General features: G+C 35.7%; 17 protein-coding genes. 10 read left to right on the top strand and 7 right to left on the bottom strand.

The window, feature by feature from the left end; translation table 11 throughout:
• Positions 1-279 precede the first annotated feature (279 nt).
• From gyrA to dnaA, 6 genes are all read right to left on the bottom strand, one after another.
• Positions 280-2751: a DNA gyrase subunit A gene (gyrA, locus tag ACQKNR_RS25860; RefSeq protein ID WP_427321849.1), complete on the bottom strand. Its 2472-nt coding sequence runs from the start codon at positions 2749-2751 to the stop codon at positions 280-282.
• 88 nt (positions 2752-2839) lie between these two features.
• A complete protein-coding gene (gyrB, locus tag ACQKNR_RS25855; protein WP_427321847.1) occupies positions 2840-4762 on the bottom strand; it encodes a DNA topoisomerase (ATP-hydrolyzing) subunit B in 1923 nt (640 codons plus the stop codon).
• 38 nt (positions 4763-4800) lie between these two features.
• Complete coding sequence (gene recF / locus ACQKNR_RS25850) at positions 4801-5928, bottom strand: DNA replication/repair protein RecF (RefSeq protein WP_427321845.1); 1128 nt, start codon at positions 5926-5928, stop codon at positions 4801-4803.
• A gap of 12 nt (positions 5929-5940) precedes the next feature.
• On the bottom strand, positions 5941-6153 hold the full coding sequence (yaaA, locus tag ACQKNR_RS25845; protein ID WP_000821369.1) for a S4 domain-containing protein YaaA: 213 nt from the start codon (positions 6151-6153) through the stop codon (positions 5941-5943).
• Between the two features lie 127 nt (positions 6154-6280).
• A complete protein-coding gene (gene dnaN, locus ACQKNR_RS25840; protein WP_427321842.1) occupies positions 6281-7426 on the bottom strand; it encodes a DNA polymerase III subunit beta in 1146 nt (381 codons plus the stop codon).
• Between the two features lie 178 nt (positions 7427-7604).
• Positions 7605-8945, bottom strand: coding sequence for a chromosomal replication initiator protein DnaA (dnaA, locus tag ACQKNR_RS25835; protein ID WP_427321840.1), 1341 nt, complete (start codon positions 8943-8945; stop codon positions 7605-7607).
• Between the two features lie 564 nt (positions 8946-9509).
• On the opposite strand from dnaA, the gene rpmH reads away from it, so the two are divergent.
• The 10 genes from rpmH to spo0J all read left to right on the top strand — a co-directional run bounded on the left by rpmH (position 9510) and on the right by spo0J (position 18555).
• The gene (rpmH, locus tag ACQKNR_RS25830) at positions 9510-9644 is read left to right on the top strand and encodes a 50S ribosomal protein L34 (RefSeq protein ID WP_000831901.1); all 135 of its coding nucleotides are present in this window, start codon (positions 9510-9512) and stop codon (positions 9642-9644) included.
• Positions 9645-9720: 76 nt separating this feature from the next.
• Positions 9721-10068, top strand: a complete 348-nt coding sequence (gene rnpA, locus ACQKNR_RS25825; RefSeq protein ID WP_427321838.1) for a ribonuclease P protein component — start codon at positions 9721-9723, stop codon at positions 10066-10068.
• A gap of 52 nt (positions 10069-10120) precedes the next feature.
• Positions 10121-10888, top strand: coding sequence for a YidC family membrane integrase SpoIIIJ (gene spoIIIJ, locus ACQKNR_RS25820; protein ID WP_427321836.1), 768 nt, complete (start codon positions 10121-10123; stop codon positions 10886-10888).
• Complete coding sequence (gene jag / locus ACQKNR_RS25815) at positions 10885-11502, top strand: RNA-binding cell elongation regulator Jag/EloR (protein ID WP_427321834.1); 618 nt, start codon at positions 10885-10887, stop codon at positions 11500-11502. Before spoIIIJ ends, jag begins: the two co-directional genes overlap by 4 nt.
• A gap of 226 nt (positions 11503-11728) precedes the next feature.
• Positions 11729-13105: a tRNA uridine-5-carboxymethylaminomethyl(34) synthesis GTPase MnmE gene (gene mnmE / locus ACQKNR_RS25810; RefSeq protein WP_427321832.1), complete on the top strand. Its 1377-nt coding sequence runs from the start codon at positions 11729-11731 to the stop codon at positions 13103-13105.
• Positions 13106-13151: 46 nt separating this feature from the next.
• Positions 13152-15041, top strand: coding sequence for a tRNA uridine-5-carboxymethylaminomethyl(34) synthesis enzyme MnmG (mnmG, locus tag ACQKNR_RS25805; RefSeq protein ID WP_427321830.1), 1890 nt, complete (start codon positions 13152-13154; stop codon positions 15039-15041).
• A gap of 21 nt (positions 15042-15062) precedes the next feature.
• The gene (gene rsmG, locus ACQKNR_RS25800; RefSeq protein ID WP_427321828.1) at positions 15063-15782 is read left to right on the top strand and encodes a 16S rRNA (guanine(527)-N(7))-methyltransferase RsmG; all 720 of its coding nucleotides are present in this window, start codon (positions 15063-15065) and stop codon (positions 15780-15782) included.
• Positions 15783-15887: 105 nt separating this feature from the next.
• Positions 15888-16760 carry a nucleoid occlusion protein gene (gene noc, locus ACQKNR_RS25795; protein WP_427321826.1) on the top strand — a complete coding sequence of 291 codons (873 nt, stop codon included), beginning with the start codon at positions 15888-15890 and terminating at the stop codon, positions 16758-16760.
• A gap of 189 nt (positions 16761-16949) precedes the next feature.
• Entirely contained in the window at positions 16950-17711 is a 762-nt protein-coding gene (soj, locus tag ACQKNR_RS25790) for a sporulation initiation inhibitor protein Soj (RefSeq protein WP_000516117.1), read from the top strand.
• Positions 17704-18555: a stage 0 sporulation protein Spo0J gene (gene spo0J / locus ACQKNR_RS25785; RefSeq protein WP_427321823.1), complete on the top strand. Its 852-nt coding sequence runs from the start codon at positions 17704-17706 to the stop codon at positions 18553-18555. Before soj ends, spo0J begins: the two co-directional genes overlap by 8 nt.
• Positions 18556-18575: 20 nt before the next feature.
• Here spo0J and yyaC read toward each other — a convergent pair whose 3' ends face one another.
• Positions 18576-19172 carry a spore protease YyaC gene (gene yyaC, locus ACQKNR_RS25780; RefSeq protein ID WP_427321821.1) on the bottom strand — a complete coding sequence of 199 codons (597 nt, stop codon included), beginning with the start codon at positions 19170-19172 and terminating at the stop codon, positions 18576-18578.
• Between the last annotated feature and the right edge of the window lie 21 nt (positions 19173-19193).

The following is a 19193-nucleotide window of genomic DNA, read 5'->3' as shown; positions in this document are numbered from 1 at the left end:
CAGCGTTCATCCTGAGCCAGGATCAAACTCTCCAATAAAGTTAGTTTGTCTAGCATCTAAAATAAAAATTGACGTTTCACGTTGTTTGTTTCGTTTAGTTTTCAAAGTTCAACATCGCGTTTCAGCGACTTTTATAATATATCATAGTATATTATTTTCGTCAACAAGTTTTTTTGATAACTCGTATCTCTCATTTGCTGACTCTGCCTATTATATAAGCTTTCTCTTCTCTATGCAAGTATTATTATAAAAAAATAAAGAGGAGGATAAATCCCCCTCTTATTCCTCTGAAGAAACCTCTTCAATAGTTTCTTCTTCTTCATCCTTTTGTGCTTTTGCTACTGTCGCTACCTCTTGCTCATCCTCTAATCGGATTAGACGAACACCTTGTGTATTACGTCCCATTTGAGAGATTTGATCAACTGGCATACGAATAATAACACCTGCCGCTGTAATTAACATAATATCTTCTTCGCCAGTTACAGATTTAACCGCTACTAATTTACCGTTCTTATCTGTAATGTTACAAGTTTTCAGACCTTTACCACCACGACTTTGTAGACGGTACTCATCAATCGGTGTACGCTTTCCGTAACCATTTTTCGTTACAATTAAAACATTTACATCCTCTTCGACAATTTCCATACCTACAACTTGGTCTTCATCACCTAATGTAATAGCTTTAACGCCTGCTGCATTACGTCCCATAGAACGTACATCTTGCTCATTGAAACGAATTAGCATACCGTTACTTGTTCCAACAATAATATCCTTATCACCAGATGTTAAACGCACAGAGATTACTTCATCCTCTTCGCGAAGAGAAATTGCGATTAAACCATTTGTACGGATATTTGCAAATGATGAAAGTGGTGTTCTCTTAGAGACACCTTGTTTTGTTGTGAAGAATAAGAACTGATCATCACCGAATTCACGAATTGGAATAATAGCATTAATCCATTCACCCTTATCTACACCTAATAGGTTAATAATCGGTATACCTTTTGCCGTACGGCTATACTCTGGGATTTCATATCCTTTCGTACGGTATACTTTCCCCTTATTAGTGAAGAATAGAATGTGATCATGTGTAGAAGTAGTCAATAAATGTTCTACGAAATCATCATCATTTGTTCCCATTCCCTGGACACCACGTCCACCACGGTTTTGTGTTTTGTACGTAGAAGCTGGTAACCTCTTAATATAACCGTTATGAGTTAACGTAATTGCAATGTTTTGCTCTGGTATTAAATCTTCATCTTCAATAGATTCCATACCACCAATTGTAATTTCTGTTCGTCTCTTATCATTGAAGCGCTCTTTTACTTCTGTTAATTCTTCACGAATAATCTCAAGAACTTTCTCTTCATCTGCTAAGATCGCTTTTAATTCGGCAATTAACTTCATTAAATCTTGATATTCTTGCTCAATTTTTTCACGTTCTAATCCAGTTAAACGTTGCAGACGCATATCTAAAATCGCTTGCGCTTGCTTCTCACTTAAACCGAAACGCTCCATTAAGCCCTGCTTTGCAATATCTGCAGTTTTCGAACTACGAATTAACGTAATCACTTCATCAAGATGATCTAGAGCAATTCTTAATCCTTCTAAAATATGAGCACGCGCCTCTGCTTTTTCTAATTCATAAGCAGTACGTCGACGGATTACTACCTTCTGATGCTCCAAATAATGATATAAATTTTGTTTTAAATTTAGTACTTGAGGCTCTCCATTTACAAGAGACAGCATATTAATACCGAAACTTGTTTGGAGTGCTGTATGTTTATATAGATTATTTAATAGTACATTTGCATTGGCATCACGACGTACTTCCATAACGATACGCATACCATTTCGATCTGATTCATCACGTAAATCTGTAATACCTTCAATTTTCTTATCGCGAACTAATTCAGCAATCTTTTCAATTAATCGCGCCTTATTAACTTGATAAGGTAGTTCAGTTACAATGATAGATTGTTTACCATTTGACTTCTCTTCAATTTCAACTTTAGCACGAAGTATAATAGAACCTCTTCCTGTTTCATAAGCTCTACGAATGCCGCTTCGTCCCAAAATTAAACCTGCTGTTGGGAAGTCTGGTCCTGGAATACACTCCATTAATTCCGCAATAGTAATGTCTGGGTTATGGCTTAGTGCTAATACGCCATCAATTACTTCGCCAAGTTGATGCGGCGGAATGTTTGTTGCCATACCAACTGCAATACCTGTCGTACCATTTACTAGTAAATTAGGGAAACGCGCCGGCAGTACAATTGGCTCTCTTTCAGAACCATCATAGTTATCTTGATAATCAATTGTATTTTTTGAAATATCACGTATTAATTCCATAGAAATCTTAGACATTCTTGCCTCTGTATAACGCATTGCTGCCGCCGAATCACCATCAACGGAACCAAAGTTACCATGCCCATCGACAAGCATATAACGTTGACTGAAATCTTGCGCCATACGTACCATCGTTTCATAAACAGCTAAATCACCGTGAGGGTGATACTTACCGATTACTTCACCAACAATACGTGCTGATTTCTTATACGCTTTATCAGCTGTAATTCCTAAATCATTCATCGCATATAAAACCCTACGATGCACAGGTTTTAATCCATCACGAACATCTGGTAATGCACGAGATACGATAACACTCATTGCGTAATCTAAAAATGAGGTACGCATTTCATGACTAATATTAATTTCTCGAATTCGTGCTTGTTGTTGATTGTCTGACATCAACGAGCACCTCCTCTTACATTTCCGTTACACATACATTGATTTATATGTAGAAGACAGGAATACTTAGATTCCTGTCATTACTCATTTAAATATCAAGGTTTTTCACGTATTTTGCATTTTCTTGGATAAAGTTACGGCGTGGCTCTACTTTATCCCCCATTAAAATCTCAAATGTTTCATCCGCTTCAATCGCATCTTGAAGAGAAACTTGAAGTAACGAACGTACTTCTGGATCCATTGTTGTCTCCCATAGCTGAGTTGGATTCATCTCGCCTAGACCTTTATAACGTTGAATACCAGGCTTAGGTTGGGCTGGTAATTCAGCTAATATTTTTTCAAGTTCTTTATCATTATAAGCATATTGAATTTTTTTACCTTGTTGTACTTTAAACAATGGCGGCTGTGCAATATAGATATAACCATGCTCTATAATTTGGCGCATATAACGATAGAAGAACGTTAATAATAGTGTACGAATATGCGCACCATCCACGTCAGCATCTGTCATAATAATAACTTTATGATAACGAGCCTTTTCGATATCAAAGTCCCCGCCAATGTTCGTACCAATTGCAGTAATAATTGTACGCACTTCATCATTAGATAAGATTTTATCTAATCGGGCCTTTTCAACGTTAATAATTTTACCTTTAAGCGGTAAAATCGCTTGGAAATGACGATCACGTCCTTGTTTTGCTGATCCACCGGCAGAGTCACCCTCTACGATGTAAATTTCACTAATTGCTGGATCTTTCGAAGAGCAATCTGCTAATTTACCCGGTAAACTTGAAACTTCTAATGCACTCTTTCGACGCGTCAGTTCACGCGCTTTTTTCGCAGCTACACGTGCACGCGCAGCCATCGTTCCTTTTTCCACAATCTTCCGTGCAACGTTTGGGTTTTCTAGTAAGAACTTTTCAAATGCTTCTGAGAATACAGATTCTGTAATCGTTCTCGCTTCACTATTCCCAAGTTTTGTCTTCGTTTGCCCTTCAAATTGTGGATTCGGATGTTTAATTGATACAATTGCAGTTAAACCTTCACGAACATCTTCACCCGTTAAGTTACTGTCTGCATCTTTTAAAATGCTATTTTTACGACCGTAATCATTAATTACACGCGTTAAGGCAGTTTTAAATCCTACTTCATGTGTACCACCTTCATACGTATGAATGTTATTCGTGAATGAGTAAATATTATTTGTATATCCTTCGTTATACTGCAAGGACACCTCAACTTGAATACCATCTTTTGAACCTTCTACATATACAGGCTCTTCATGAATCGGTTGTTTTGAACGATTTAAATGTTCAACATATGATTTAATTCCACCTTCATAATGGAATTCTTTCTTTTGCTTATGTTCACGTTTATCTTCAATTGTTAATTTAATATTACGATTTAAAAATGCTAATTCACGCATACGAGTTGCTAGCGTATCAAATTCGTATACTGTTGTTTCCTGAAAAATTTCTGGATCTGGCTTAAAGCGAGTTATTGTTCCTGTTTGATCAGTATCACCAATGACCTTTAAATCCGCAACCGGAATACCTCTTTCGTATTTTTGATAATGGATTTTACCTTCACGATGTACAAATACCTCTAGTTCTGTTGAAAGAGCATTTACAACCGATGCTCCAACACCATGCAAACCACCAGAAACTTTATAACCGCCACCGCCAAATTTACCCCCGGCGTGAAGGACAGTCATAATAACCTCTACCGCAGGACGTCCCATTTTTTCTTGTATACCAACTGGAATACCACGTCCATTATCCGTTACACGAATACTATTATCTTCTTCGATACTAACGTTAATTTCATCGCAATATCCTGCTAATGCTTCATCGATACTGTTATCGACGATTTCCCATACAAGGTGGTGAAGTCCTTTTCCACTTGTAGATCCAATATACATACCCGGACGTTTTCGAACTGCCTCTAGTCCTTCAAGTACCTGTATCTGACTTTCATCATATGAATTTTCTTGCATTTGTTTTTGTTCCATTGACACAAAGATCACCTACTTTTCCATTTAAACAGGGATTATGCCCTATCTATTTCACAATCTACCGTGCCGTTCGTTACATGAATTGTTTTCGCCTCTTTTAATGTTTCGTGTTCAATTCCGTCGACACTCGTCGTTGTAACAAATGTTTGCACCTTTCCTTGAATTGTATTTAACAGATGCGATTGACGATAATCGTCTAATTCTGATAAAACATCATCCAGCAAAAGGATTGGATATTCTTTAACCTCTGAATAAATCAATTCAATTTCAGCTAATTTTAGGGATAGTGCGGTCGTTCGTTGTTGTCCTTGCGAACCAAAGACTTGAACATTTTTACTATTAACGAAGAATTGTAAATCATCACGATGAGGACCAATTAAAGTCGTACCACGGAAAATTTCACGTTGTTTCACAGATTGAAAACTTTCATAGTATACTTCTTTTATTTTCGACAAATCCATTGATTCTGATACATCTACACTCGGCTTATAAACAATTTCTAATTCTTCTAATCCACGGCTTATACCACGATGAATTGGAGCTGCCCATTCTTGTAGTAAATGCAAAAATTCAAAACGCTTTTGTAATATTTTTGCACCGTGTTCAATAAGTTGTAGTGTAAATACATCCAACATCGTTTCCTCATTTTTACTATTCCCTTGCATTTTTTTTAGCAAGTGATTTCGTTGCGTGAGCACTTTTTGATATTGACTTAATTCATACAAATAAACGGGAGCTATTTGTCCTAATTCCATATCTAAAAAGCGTCTTCTTACTTGAGGGCTTCCTTTTACAAGATTTAAATCTTCTGGGGCAAACATGACAACATTCATTTCTCCAATATATTGACTTAACTTTTGTTGTTCAAGTTGATTTAATTTTGCCTTTTTACCTTTTTTCGAAATGTTTAATTCCAAAGACAAAGAGCTGTTTCTCTTTTGTAATTTCCCTTTAATTTGACCGAAATCTTCATCCCAACGGATAAGTTCACGATCATTAGAGGTTCTATGAGATTTCGCCATCGCTAAAACATAAATAGCTTCCATCAAATTTGTTTTCCCTTGCGCATTTTCGCCGATAATTACATTCACCTTATCTTCAAAGGAAAGCTCTAATTTTTCATAATTGCGATAGTTTTTTAGTTGTATTTCTGAAATAAACAAAGGGCTCCCCCTTTATGCCTGAACTTGGAAAGTTCCGCTTCCTGGAATTTCAATAATATCGTTCGCATATAACTTGCGACCTCTTCTATTTTCAAGTTCTTGATTCACGTACACTTCATATTCTTGTAAAAACCATTTTACAGCGCCACCTGTATCAATTACATCAGCTAACTTTAAAAATTGTCCTAGTGTAATATACTCTGTTGAAATTTTAATACGTTTCATAAAATCGCTCACTTTCTGAAAGTGTTCATTCTTTCATTGTACTAAATAAACTAGCATTAGGAAAGCAATACCCAAAAATCAAATAAGGGTTACTAGCATCTTTAAACTAGCAACCCTTATTTCTTACCTAGTAAGTACGAACTGGTAAAATTAATTGAATAATCGAATCATCATTTACTGTGCGAATTAAGAATGGTCTCATTGCTCCAGTAAAGCTAACTTTAATTTCTGTACTATCTAAAGCTTTTAGTGCATCCATCATATATTTTGCACTAAAAGATATTTTTAATTCTTCCCCATCTACCTTTTCACATTGAACTTCTTCCACTACTTTTCCGATTTCTGGTGAATTCGAAGAGATTTCTAGCATTTCTTGCTCTAACGTTGATAATTTTACAACGTTGTTGCGGCCGTCTCTCGCTAATAGTGAAGCACGATCAATGGCTTGTAAAAATTCTTTTGTATTTACAAAAATATCAGTTTTACTCTCAGCAGGAATTAAACGTGTTGTATCTGGATAATTACCTTCTAACAATCTTGAGAAGAATAAAAGGTGTTTTGTACGGAATAATACTTGATACTCCGTAATGACGATATCCACCATCTCTTCTGATTCATCTAGAATTTTACTTAATTCATTTAAGCTTTTACCAGGGATAACAACATTCGCTTGGAATTCATCAGCAATATTATGTCCTTCGATCTTTGCTTTTCGAAGTGCTAGTCTGTGACTATCTGTTGCAATGCAAGTTAATTCACTGTTATATACCTTCCAGTTTACACCTGTCAAGATTGGTCTTGTTTCAGAAGTTGAAACTGCAAATACAGTTTGTCGAATCATATGTTTAAGTAGATCTGTTGGAATCTTAAAAACATGGTGTTCTTCAATCTGTGGTAATAATGGGTATTCGGCAGAATCTAAACCGTTTAAGTTAAACTCTGATTTTCCAGATTTTATTTTTGTCATAAAATGATTTTCAACAGAAATTTCGACAGTATCTTTAGGTAGTTTTTTTACAATCTCGCTAAAATATTTTGCTTGTAAAACAATACTTCCTGATTGTGCTACTTCTACAATTTCTTTTCCGTCTTCTTCCACTGGAATAAACGATTCAATAGAAATATCCGCATCGCTTCCTGTTAATGTAACTCCTTCTTCAGTAGCGACAACTTTAATTCCTGTAAGGATCGGAATTGTTGTACGAGAGGAAACAGCTTTCATTACATCTTGTACACTTCTTACAAGATAGTCTTTTTGTATTGTAAAACGCATAACGAAAAACCTCCGGTAAGTATAAGATTTTATTTATTTAATAAAGATAAAAAGTAGTAGTAATAGTAATAGGGCTTGTGGATATGTGGATAACCTCGTTGAAAGATGTAAAAACAGTCTATCTACATGTGGATAGACTGTGCGTAAAACAAGGAAAGTTATTCACACTATTCAGCTACTACTTTAAAATATCATTAATTTCTTCGACTTGTTTCTGTAATTGCGTATCCGTTTTTAGTAGCTTAGAAATTTTTTCATGTGCGTGGATAACGGTTGTATGATCACGTCCACCAAATTCTTCGCCTATTTTAGGTAAAGAGGAGTCTGTAAGTTCGCGTGATAAATACATTGCAATTTGGCGAGGGAACGCAACTGATTTTGTACGCTTTTTCGCCTTAAAATCTTCTAATTTCACTTGATAAACATCCCCGACAGCCTTTTGAATATCATAAATAGAAATAATTTTTGGTTTAGAATTTGGAATAATATCTTTAAGTGCTTCAGCTGCTAAATCAGCATTAATATCTTTGTTAATTAAAGATGAATAAGCTACAACTCGGATGAGCGCACCTTCTAGTTCACGAATGTTTGAATCGATTTGATTTGCGATATAAAGCATAACCTCATTCGGTATATCAAGCCCTTCGGCTTTCGCCTTTTTACGTAAAATTGCAATTCGTGTCTCTAAATCTGGTGGCGTAATATCCGTAATGAGTCCCCATTCAAAGCGAGAACGAAGACGATCTTCTAAAGTTGGAATTTCTTTTGGTGGCCGATCACTTGAAATTACAATTTGCTTACTTTCCTCGTGTAATGCATTAAATGTATGGAAAAACTCTTCTTGTGTTTGTTCTTTTCCAGCAAGAAATTGAATATCATCTATCAATAAAACATCTACATTGCGGTATTTATTACGAAAATCGACCGCTTTATTATCACGAATAGAGTTAATGAATTCATTTGTGAATTTTTCAGATGATAAATATACAACTTTCGCACTTGGATTATGTTCAATTACATAATGACCAATTGCATGCATTAAATGCGTTTTTCCAAGCCCAACTCCCCCGTAAATAAAGAGAGGATTATACGCTTTAGCTGGCGCCTCGGCTACAGCTAATGAAGCAGCATGGGCAAAACGGTTACCAGAGCCAATAACAAATGTATCAAACGTATATTTGGGATTTAGCATGCTCTGTGGTAAATGATTAGAATCATCCTGCGCTGGATTTGTTTTAACAGAAGGAAGATCGATTTCCTCTTCAGCTTGACTTTGGGGAATAATAAAGCGAATAGCTAATTTTGCCCCTGTTAAATCGTAAAGTGTTTCCGAAATGAGTTCTGAATAATGAGATTCTAGCCAATCACGAGCAAATTCATTTGGAGCTGTAATCGTTAATACGTCTTTCTTTAAATTATGTGCGGTTGTTGACTTTAACCATGTTTCATAACTAGGTTTACTGACCTTTTTTTCTAGTTCTTTTAAGGCACTATTCCATAAATCAGAAATGTTTTCCAAAGGTGTCCCTCCTTTACTAAGATGGTAAAAGAATAAGGTTGCGCAACAAATGTACAACCTAATAAAAAGTAAATGTATATTTATACGAAACGTATTTTAAAACCTAAAAACGTCGTTTGTATATGAGATAGGGTTTTCGACAAAAAAAGCAAATGTGGACAACTATTTACCCACATGTGATTTAAACTGTCCACATGTTATACACAAATTGTGGATAAGATAAAGATGTGGAAAACTTATTCAAAGTGAAAACACAACTATAATATCAAAAAAAAGTGGCTATAGCAATGAATTTAAGAAAGTTATCCACAAAATCAATACCTTGTGGAATAAACTTGTCCACAACACGATATACTGTGTAAAAGTGCGAAAAAAGTTTGTGGATATAAAAAACAAGAAAAAACATTTATCCACAAGGGAATATAGGGGCTGTGAAAAAGTATGTGAATAGGTTTAAAATGAATATTTGATGAAAATTTCGAGAACCATTGACATTTTCCTAGTTGATTAACTATAATTTATAAGACTGTCTTTAACAGATATTCCTCAGGGAGGTGTCATATAATGAAAAGAACTTACCAACCAAATAAACGTAAGCGCAGCAAAGTACATGGTTTCCGCAGCCGTATGAGCACAGCGAACGGACGTAAAGTGCTAGCAGCTCGTCGTCGTAAAGGAAGAAAAGTATTATCTGCGTAGACCACTGATCGTTCAGTGGTCTTTTTTTCTAATAATAGTGAATTTCCGCTGATGAAATACAGGAGTGTCAATTGATATGAAGAAAAAAAATCGTATAAAAAAGAATGATGAATTTCAGATGGTTTTTCAAAAAGGAAAATCGAATGCTAATCGTCAATTTGTTGTATACCAATTAGATAAGGAAGAACAGCCAAACTTTCGTATTGGCCTTTCTGTTAGCAAGAAAATAGGGAATGCAGTAGTTCGTAACAGAATTAAACGTATGATCCGCCAGTCAATTACAGAATTAAAAGATGAGATAGATTCTGGAAAAGATTTTGTTATAATAGCAAGGAAGCCTTGTGCAGAGATGACATATGAAGAAGTAAAGAAAAGCTTAATTCATGTCTTTAAACGCTCTGGTATGAAAAGGATAAAAAAGTAGCGTAAGGAAATGAATTACACTATATACATACCGATACAAGGAGGAGTAGGCTTTGAAAAAGAAACTAGGTTTACTAGCCATGGTTGTTGCATTAATGGCAATTGCTACTGGTTGTAGTGAAACGGGTCAGCCGATTACACCAAAAAGTACTGGGATTTGGAATGAATATTTCGTATACCCGCTTTCTCAGTTAATCACGTATTTTGCGAAATTGTTTGAAGATAATTATGGTTTAGCGATCGTGGTTACAACCCTTATCATTCGTTTTGCATTATTACCATTAATGATCAAACAAACGAAGAGTACGAAAGCAATGCAGGCGTTACAACCAGAGATGGTGAGGTTAAAAGAGAAATATAGCTCAAAAGATCAAGCGACACAGCAAAAATTACAACAAGAAATGATGCAGTTATATCAAAAGCATGGTGTAAATCCATTAGCAGGATGTTTACCAATATTTGTTCAGATGCCTATTTTATTCGCTTTCTATCATGCGATTATGAGAACATCAGAAATTAGTAAGCATACATTCCTATGGTTTGATTTAGGGCAAGCAGATCCGTACTACATCCTTCCAGTTGTTGCGGCAATTACGACATTTATTCAGCAAAAGCTTGCAATGGCAGGAACTGCTGGTCAAAATCCACAAATGGCAATGATGGTTTGGCTTATGCCGATTATGATTTTAGTCTTTGCAATTAACTTCCCGGCCGCATTATCACTTTACTGGGTTGTTGGTAATATCTTTGGTATCGCTCAAATGTACTTTATCAAAGGGCCAGAAATTAAGGCTAGTAAGGCTGGAGGATCAGGCAAGTGAGTATAATTACTGCTAAAGGACAAACAGTCGAGCTGGCAGTAGAAGATGCTTTAAGGCAATTAAATACTTCAAAAGATCGAGTTGATATAAATATTATCGATGAGGGTAAAAGAGGATTCTTAGGTTTATTTGGGAATCGTCCTGCAGTAGTAGAAGTTGTATTGAAGAAGGATCCCATTCAAGATTGTGAAGAATATTTAAGAAATGTTATTCACGATATGGGTGTTGAGGTTGAGATTAGTAAATTTGTAAAGGGACGCGAAGTTAAATTTACAATTTCTGGAGATAATGTAGGTGTTTTAATTGGAAAAAGAGGTAATACATTGAACTCCTTGCAGTATTTAACAAAAATTGTCGCGAATCGCAATACGAAGCAGTATGTGGGTATTACACTAGATGCTGAAAATTATCGTAGTAAAAGAAAAAGTACGTTAGAATCGCTTTCTTATCGATTAGCAAAACAAGTGTCTAATACGAAAAAAAGAGTTGTTTTAGAGCCAATGCCATCTTTTGAACGAAAAATTATTCATCAAGCATTATCTAATCATCAAGATATCAATACAACTTCTGAAGGAAATGAACCACATCGGCATGTTGTAATATCTCCCAAATGACCGGTTACTCAAATGAGTGCCGGTTTTTTTGAGGGGAAAATGAATGTGGATAACTAAAAAACACTAAACTTATCCACTGTGAATAAGTTTAGTGTTTTTTACATGGGGACATAATAAAATGAGTTATTATTCTTTTGTAGATAGGTTCGTTATGGTATCCTAATAATTTAGTGAAAGAAATAATCGTGTTGAAATAGAGAGAAATAAGCAAGTGAGGTGAAAGGACATGGAATTTGATACAATTGCCGCGATTTCCACAGCTCTTGGAGAGGGTGCAATTGCCATTGTTCGAGTAAGTGGGGATGATGCGGTTGAAAAAGTGAATCGTATTTTTAAAGGGAAGAATTTAACAGAGGTTCCTTCTCACACTATTCATTATGGTCATATTGTTGATTTAGATGCAAATCAGGTTATTGAAGAAGTTATGGTGTCTATTATGCGTGCACCAAGGACTTTTACGCGTGAAAATATAGTTGAAATTAACTGTCACGGTGGGCTTGTTTCGGTAAATAAAGTATTGCAGCTTATTCTAGCACAAGGAGTGCGGTTAGCGGAGCCTGGTGAATTTACAAAACGTGCTTTTTTAAATGGACGTATCGATTTATCACAGGCAGAAGCTGTTATGGATTTAATTCGTGCAAAAACAGATCGTGCAATGAATGTAGCTATTAACCAAATGGAAGGACGATTATCTAAATTAATTGGTCGCCTACGTCAAGAAATATTAGAAACATTAGCTCATGTTGAGGTGAATATAGATTATCCAGAATACGACGATGTAGAAGAGATGACGCATAATATTTTAATTGAGAAAGCGACACGTGTTCGTTCGGAAATTGAAAAAATATTAGAAACATCAAAGCAAGGAAAAATTTTACGTGAAGGAATTGCTACAGCAATTATCGGTAGACCTAACGTTGGTAAATCATCGCTATTAAATAGTCTTGTTCAGGAGAAAAAAGCAATCGTAACTGATATTGCAGGAACAACTCGTGATGTTATTGAAGAGTACGTTAATGTGCGTGGTGTGCCACTTAAACTTATAGATACAGCCGGCATTCGTGAGACAGAAGATGTTGTTGAACGAATTGGTGTAGAGCGTTCAAAAGAAATGATGAGCCAAGCAGATTTAGTGTTAGTTGTTGTCAACTATAGCGAGGCTTTAACAAATGAAGATGAAGGTTTGTTCCATGCCGTACAAGGAAAAGATTTCATTGTTATTGTGAATAAGACGGATTTACCGCAAGAAATTGATATGGGACGTATTGCAGAATTAGCTGCGGGGAATCGTGTTATTACAACATCCTTAATTGAAGAGCAAGGAATAGATGAACTTGAAAAGGCAATTGCAGATTTATTCTTCGAAGGAACAATTGATTCTGCAGATATGACATATGTTTCTAACGCAAGACATATTGGATTATTAACGCAAGCAGGAAAAACAATTGGTGATGCAATTGAGGCGATAGAAAATGGTGTTCCAATTGATATGGTACAAATTGATTTAACAAGAACGTGGGAAATACTTGGTGAAATTACTGGCGATACCGTGCATGAAAGCTTAATTGACCAGTTGTTCTCTCAATTTTGTTTAGGAAAATAATATAAAGATGTTTTAGAAAGATAGAGATTATTAGGAGGAATAAACAATGGGATACAATGCCGGTTCATACGACGTCATAGTAATCGGTGCAGGTCATGCAGGATGTGAAGCTGGTCTTGCGGCAGCACGAATGGGCTCCAAAACATTAATGTTAACAATTAACTTAGATATGGTAGCGTTCATGCCATGTAACCCTTCTGTTGGTGGACCAGCAAAAGGGATTGTTGTTCGTGAAATTGATGCATTAGGCGGCGAAATGGGACGCAACATTGATAAAACGCATATTCAAATGCGCATGTTAAATACAGGTAAAGGACCAGCTGTACGTGCGCTTCGAGCGCAAGCAGATAAATTCTCTTACCAGCATGAATTAAAGAAAACGATTGAAGAAACACCAAACTTAACGCTGTTCCAAGGAATGGTAGAGCGTTTAATCGTTGAAGATGGTATATGTAAAGGGGTAATTACGCAAGCAGGTGCTGAATATACGGCAAAAACAGTTGTAATTACGACTGGAACATTTTTACGTGGCGAGATTATCATGGGCGACTTAAAATATTCGAGCGGTCCAAATAATCAGCAACCATCTATTACATTATCTGAACATTTAGAGGAACTTGGTTTTGATCTTGTTAGATTTAAAACAGGTACACCTCCGCGTGTAAACAGCAATACAATTGACTACAGTAAAACCGAAATCCAACCAGGTGATGATAAACCACGTGCGTTCTCTTTTGAAACGACTAAATTTATTATGGATCAAATTCCATGCTGGTTGACATATACAAGTACGGAAACACATCGTTTAATAGATGAAAATTTACATCGTTCAGCTATGTATTCTGGTATGATTAAAGGAACAGGGCCTAGATACTGTCCTTCTATTGAAGATAAAGTAGTAAGATTTAATGATAAACCACGTCATCAAATTTTCTTAGAGCCAGAGGGACGCAATACGCAAGAAGTATATGTACAAGGTTTATCCACAAGCTTACCAGAAGATGTACAGCGTGACATGCTTAGAACAATCCCGGGTCTAGAAAATGTTGAAATGATGCGTACAGGTTATGCAATTGAGTACGATGCAATTGTGCCAACGCAATTATGGCCAACACTGGAAACGAAAAAAATTAAAAATTTATATACAGCAGGACAAATTAACGGAACTTCTGGTTACGAAGAAGCGGCAGGGCAAGGGCTTATGGCTGGAATTAATGCAGCATGTCGATCTTTAGGTAAAGAAGAAGTAATTTTAGGTCGTGCGGATGCGTATATTGGTGTTTTAATTGATGATCTTGTAACGAAAGGTACAAATGAACCGTATCGTTTATTGACGTCTCGTGCAGAATATCGTCTATTATTACGTCATGATAATGCAGATCTTCGCTTAACTGAAGTTGGGCGTGAAATCGGCTTAATTAAAGAAGATCGTTATGAGCGATTTACAAATAAAAAGCTACAAATTGAACAGGAAAAGGAACGTTTAGGAAGCATTATTATTAAGCCGCGTCCTGAAGTTCAAGAATTAATTCGCAGTATTGGTGGAAGCGAGTTGAAAGATGGAATACGCGCAAGTGATTTATTACGTCGTCCAGAGATGTCATATGAGCATATCCATCTTTTAGTACCAAGTGAAGTAGAATTAAGTGATGAGATTACAGAACAAGTTGAAATTCAGATTAAGTACGAAGGATATATTGAAAAATCTTTACAGCAAGTAGAGCGTATGAAGAAAATGGAAAACAAAAAGATCCCTGTGGATATTGATTATGATGCGATTTCTGGAATTGCATCAGAAGCTAGACAGAAATTGAAAGATGTTCGTCCACTTTCGATGGGGCAAGCTTCACGTATTTCTGGCGTAAATCCAGCTGATGTTTCCATTTTACTTGTGTATATTGAACAAGGAAAAATTGCGCGAGTATCGAACCAATAAATAGTAAGGAGATATTGCTAGATGAACATAGAACAATTTCAATCTATGCTAGAAGAGAAGGGCATCACCCTCTCTTCTAGACAGTTAGAGCAGTTCAAAATCTACTTTGAAACATTAGTAGAGTGGAATGAAAAAATGAATTTAACAGCCATTACAGAAAAAGAAGAAGTATATTTAAAACACTTTTTTGATTCTATTACAGCTGCTTTTTATTATGATTTTTCAAAACCATTCTCAATTTGTGATGTTGGCGCAGGAGCTGGATTCCCGAGTATTCCTTTAAAAATCTGTTTCCCGCACTTAAAAGTAACAATTGTAGATTCATTGCAAAAACGTATTAATTTCTTAAATCATTTGGCACAAAAGCTGGAATTAAGTGATGTTGCGTTTTGTCACGATCGTGCTGAAACATTTGGGAAAAAAGAAGGTGTTCGTGAATCATACGATATTGTAATGGCACGAGCGGTTGCTCGTCTTTCTGTATTAAGTGAGCTATGTTTACCACTTGTAAAAGTTGGAGGAACATTTATTGCGATGAAAGGTGCAGCAGCAAACGAAGAAATCGAAAATGGCAAGTATGCTTTAGAGGTGCTTGGCGGGGACTTAAAAGAAATGTCTACGTTCCAATTACCGTTTGAAGAAAGCGAACGTAATATTTTATTAATCGAGAAAAAACGCAAGACACCAAAGAAATATCCACGCAAACCGGGAACACCCAATAAATTACCTATTGAAAAATAAATCTTATTAGACGTAAGATTAAACTATATAAATGAAAACGTAGATGTTTCATAGGAAACATTTTATGGAGAATAGTCAATAGGCCTAAAAGGTGGTGGAATATGTATGAAAAATACGTTTTCTCGTTTATTTGGCTTTGGAGATAAAGAGAGCGAATTCGAATTACAAGACGAAAGCCATGAAGAAATAGATAAAAAGGTATATGAAGAAATACAAGAAATTCCGATAGTAAACATTACTCCTAACCGTTATCAACCACGAACAGTTTTTGACGATGCACGTATTGACGAGTTAGCATTAACGATTCGTACACATGGACTTATTCAGCCAATTGTTGTGAGGCAATATGAGGATGATAAGTATGAGATTATTGCTGGAGAAAGACGTTTTCGTGCAGCAACGAAGTTAGGGTGGGAAAAGGTTCCTGCAATTATAAAGAACTTAAATGATACAGAGACAGCTTCTGTAGCCTTAATTGAAAATTTGCAACGTGAGGAATTAACAGCAATCGAGGAAGCTGTGGCATATCAAAAGCTGATTGAGTTACATAATTTAACACAAGAAGCATTGGCACAACGACTTGGAAAGGGGCAATCCACAATCGCAAATAAGTTGCGATTGTTAAAGTTGCCTGAAGAAATAAAAAGTGCATTATTAGAAAAAAGTATTACAGAACGCCATGCTCGCGCTCTCATTCCTTTAAAAAATGAGGAATTACAACTGAAGGTTTTACAAGAAATTGTGGAGAAACAACTGAATGTAAAGCAAACAGAAGAACGAATTGCAAAATTGCTAGAGGAAGCAAAACCGAAGCGTAAGGCAAAGCAAAAAGCAGTAAGTCGAGATACGAGAATTGCCATGAATACAATTAGGCAGTCATTACAAATGGTTGCTGACAGTGGTTTAAATGTTAATTCTGAGGAAGAAGAATTTGATGAGTACTATCAAATTACAATTAAAATTCCGAAGAAAAAATAATAATGGCATATTAGAGACCTTATCCTATTGGATGGGTCTCTTTTACTATATTTTCTTGTTAAATGAAGAAGGAGTTTAGAAATAAATTTTGAAGTTTAATAAGGACGTAAAAGAAAAACTTTTATTTCATGTTACAATAAACGTAATTGTTACTAGAATAAGATAGAAAGGTTGAAAGTAGGTGACATCATGGGAAAAATCATTGCTATTGCTAATCAAAAGGGCGGTGTTGGAAAAACAACAACATCTGTTAATTTAGGGGCCGGATTAGCACAAGTAGGTAAAAAGGTCCTTCTCGTAGATATTGATGCTCAAGGAAATGCAACGACTGGTGTGGGAATTGAAAAATCCGAATTAGATCAATGTATTTACAACGTTCTTGTGGAAGATGCAGATGTTCAAGGGGTTATACGAAAAACCGCAACTGAAAACTTAGATGTTCTACCCGCTACAATTCAATTGGCCGGTGCTGAAATTGAATTGGTACCGACTATTTCCCGGGAAGTACGTTTGCAAAGAGCATTACAGCCAGTTCGTGATGAATATGATTATATTATTATCGACTGTCCCCCGTCTTTAGGGTTATTAACGATTAATGCATTAACAGCAGCAGATTCTGTTATTATTCCTGTTCAGTGTGAATATTACGCACTAGAAGGATTAAGTCAGCTATTAAATACAGTTCGACTTGTGCAAAAACATTTAAATAAAAATTTAGCAATTCAAGGTGTATTGTTAACGATGTTGGATGCCCGTACAAATTTAGGGATTCAAGTTATAGATGAAGTGAAAAAATACTTTAGGGATAAAGTATACCGTTCGATTATTCCTCGTAATGTTCGCTTAAGTGAGGCACCAAGTCATGGGAAACCAATTATGCAGTATGACGCTAAATCAAGAGGGGCAGAAGTATATATAGATTTAGCAGAGGAAGTGATTGCAGGTGGCTAAAGGATTAGGAAGAGGAATCAATGTGTTTTTTCCTGATTTAGATGTGAAAGAAGAGGAGACAATTCAGGAGATTATCATAACGGAATTAAGACCGAATCCATACCAACCACGTAAATACTTTAATAAAGAGGCAATTCAGGAACTAGCGGCCTCTATTAAAGAACACGGCATATTACAACCGTTAATTGCTAGAAAGAGTATTAAAGGATATGAAATTGTTGCAGGTGAAAGAAGATATCGTGCCGCAAAAGAAGCCGGACTGGAAAAAGTGCCTGCCGTTGTAAGGCAATTAAATGAGCAGCAAATGATGGAATTTGCTTTGCTAGAAAACTTACAACGAGAAGATTTAAATCCTATGGAAGAGGCAATGGCATACCAGATGCTAATGAACGAGTTAAATGTAACGCAAGAACAATTAGCGAAACGTCTTGGTAAAAGCAGACCTTACATTGCAAATTATACTCGGTTATTAAGCCTCCCTTCGTTTGTGCAAGATATGATTGCAAATGGTCAACTGTCAATGGCCCATGGGAGAACTTTACTTACAATAAAAGATGAAGAACAATTGAAGTCCTTATTGAAAAAAATTGAAAAAGAAGGATTAAATGTTCGTCAATTAGAGAAAATTGTTCAAGAGATTAATCAACGCGTTTCACGTGAAACAAAACAAGTGAAAAAAGAGCGAAATATATTTTTCGTAGAACGCGAAACGTTCTTAAGAGAAAAATTTGGCACAGATGTGAAAATTAAAGAAACGAAAAAAGAAAAAGGTAAAATTGAAATTGAATTTTTTAATAAAGAAGATTTAAATCGCATTTTAGAATTATTATCGCAGAAAAATTAAAAAGCAAACCATCTTATTATTTATAGATGGTTTGCCTTTTTTAATGCAGATAATTTTTGATCAGTTTCTTTTATGCTTTGTGCGATTACATCAGCCATTTTCATAACTAAACTTAATCTTGTATTTTGAAGAACAAAAAACTCCATAAAACCATTTAAATTTACGATGCCGTGTATATGCAAATCACCAACCGCAGGTAAATTCTTATTCATCGCAGCTCCAGGCTTACTAGGTCCCTTTCCGGTAGTTATAGAACCGATACTTTGAGATTTTCCTAAACATGCATCAACAGCAATTATAAATGAAGTAGGATTATCTTTCTGTATATTCTGAATTTTTTCTTCTAAATTGAGTGCGTGTATTGGGTCATCTAGCGTGCCGAATACTTGGAAGTTTTTGATCTCTACTTGTTCTAGTTTAGTACCAACTAATGGACCGAGTGCGTCACCAGTGGAACGATCTGTTCCGATACAAATGAGAATAAGTGGCATATTAGTTTTAATAGGGATATGGGAAAGTAGGAAATTGCTGATTGTCTCGGAGGCTTCTAATTCTTGGTGCATAACATTTTGAGTTTCTTTTTCAAAAAAAGGTAAGCGAAAACTTCCAATATTCATGAAGCACCCATCCTTTTAATA

The organism is Bacillus sp. NPDC094077, from assembly GCF_050279465.1.
GTDB lineage: Bacteria > Bacillota > Bacilli > Bacillales > Bacillaceae_G > Bacillus_A.
Note: the sequence above shows the minus strand (reverse complement) of the source record. Positions and strands in the feature narration are given on the sequence as shown.

Bases quoted from the DNA above. Each gene is read 5' to 3' on its own strand.
- gyrA (WP_427321849.1), bottom strand. From the start codon at position 2,751: ATGTCAGACAATCAACAACAAGCACGAATTCGAGAAATTAATATTAGT.
- gyrB (WP_427321847.1), bottom strand. From the start codon at position 4,762: ATGGAACAAAAACAAATGCAAGAAAATTCATATGATGAAAGTCAGATA.
- yaaA (WP_000821369.1), bottom strand. From the start codon at position 6,153: ATGAAACGTATTAAAATTTCAACAGAGTATATTACACTAGGACAATTT.
- dnaN (WP_427321842.1), bottom strand. From the start codon at position 7,426: ATGCGTTTTACAATACAAAAAGACTATCTTGTAAGAAGTGTACAAGAT.
- rpmH (WP_000831901.1), top strand. From the start codon at position 9,510: ATGAAAAGAACTTACCAACCAAATAAACGTAAGCGCAGCAAAGTACAT.
- rnpA (WP_427321838.1), top strand. From the start codon at position 9,721: ATGAAGAAAAAAAATCGTATAAAAAAGAATGATGAATTTCAGATGGTT.
- mnmE (WP_427321832.1), top strand. From the start codon at position 11,729: ATGGAATTTGATACAATTGCCGCGATTTCCACAGCTCTTGGAGAGGGT.
- mnmG (WP_427321830.1), top strand. From the start codon at position 13,152: ATGGGATACAATGCCGGTTCATACGACGTCATAGTAATCGGTGCAGGT.
- rsmG (WP_427321828.1), top strand. From the start codon at position 15,063: ATGAACATAGAACAATTTCAATCTATGCTAGAAGAGAAGGGCATCACC.
- noc (WP_427321826.1), top strand. From the start codon at position 15,888: ATGAAAAATACGTTTTCTCGTTTATTTGGCTTTGGAGATAAAGAGAGC.
- soj (WP_000516117.1), top strand. From the start codon at position 16,950: ATGGGAAAAATCATTGCTATTGCTAATCAAAAGGGCGGTGTTGGAAAA.
- yyaC (WP_427321821.1), bottom strand. From the start codon at position 19,172: ATGAATATTGGAAGTTTTCGCTTACCTTTTTTTGAAAAAGAAACTCAA.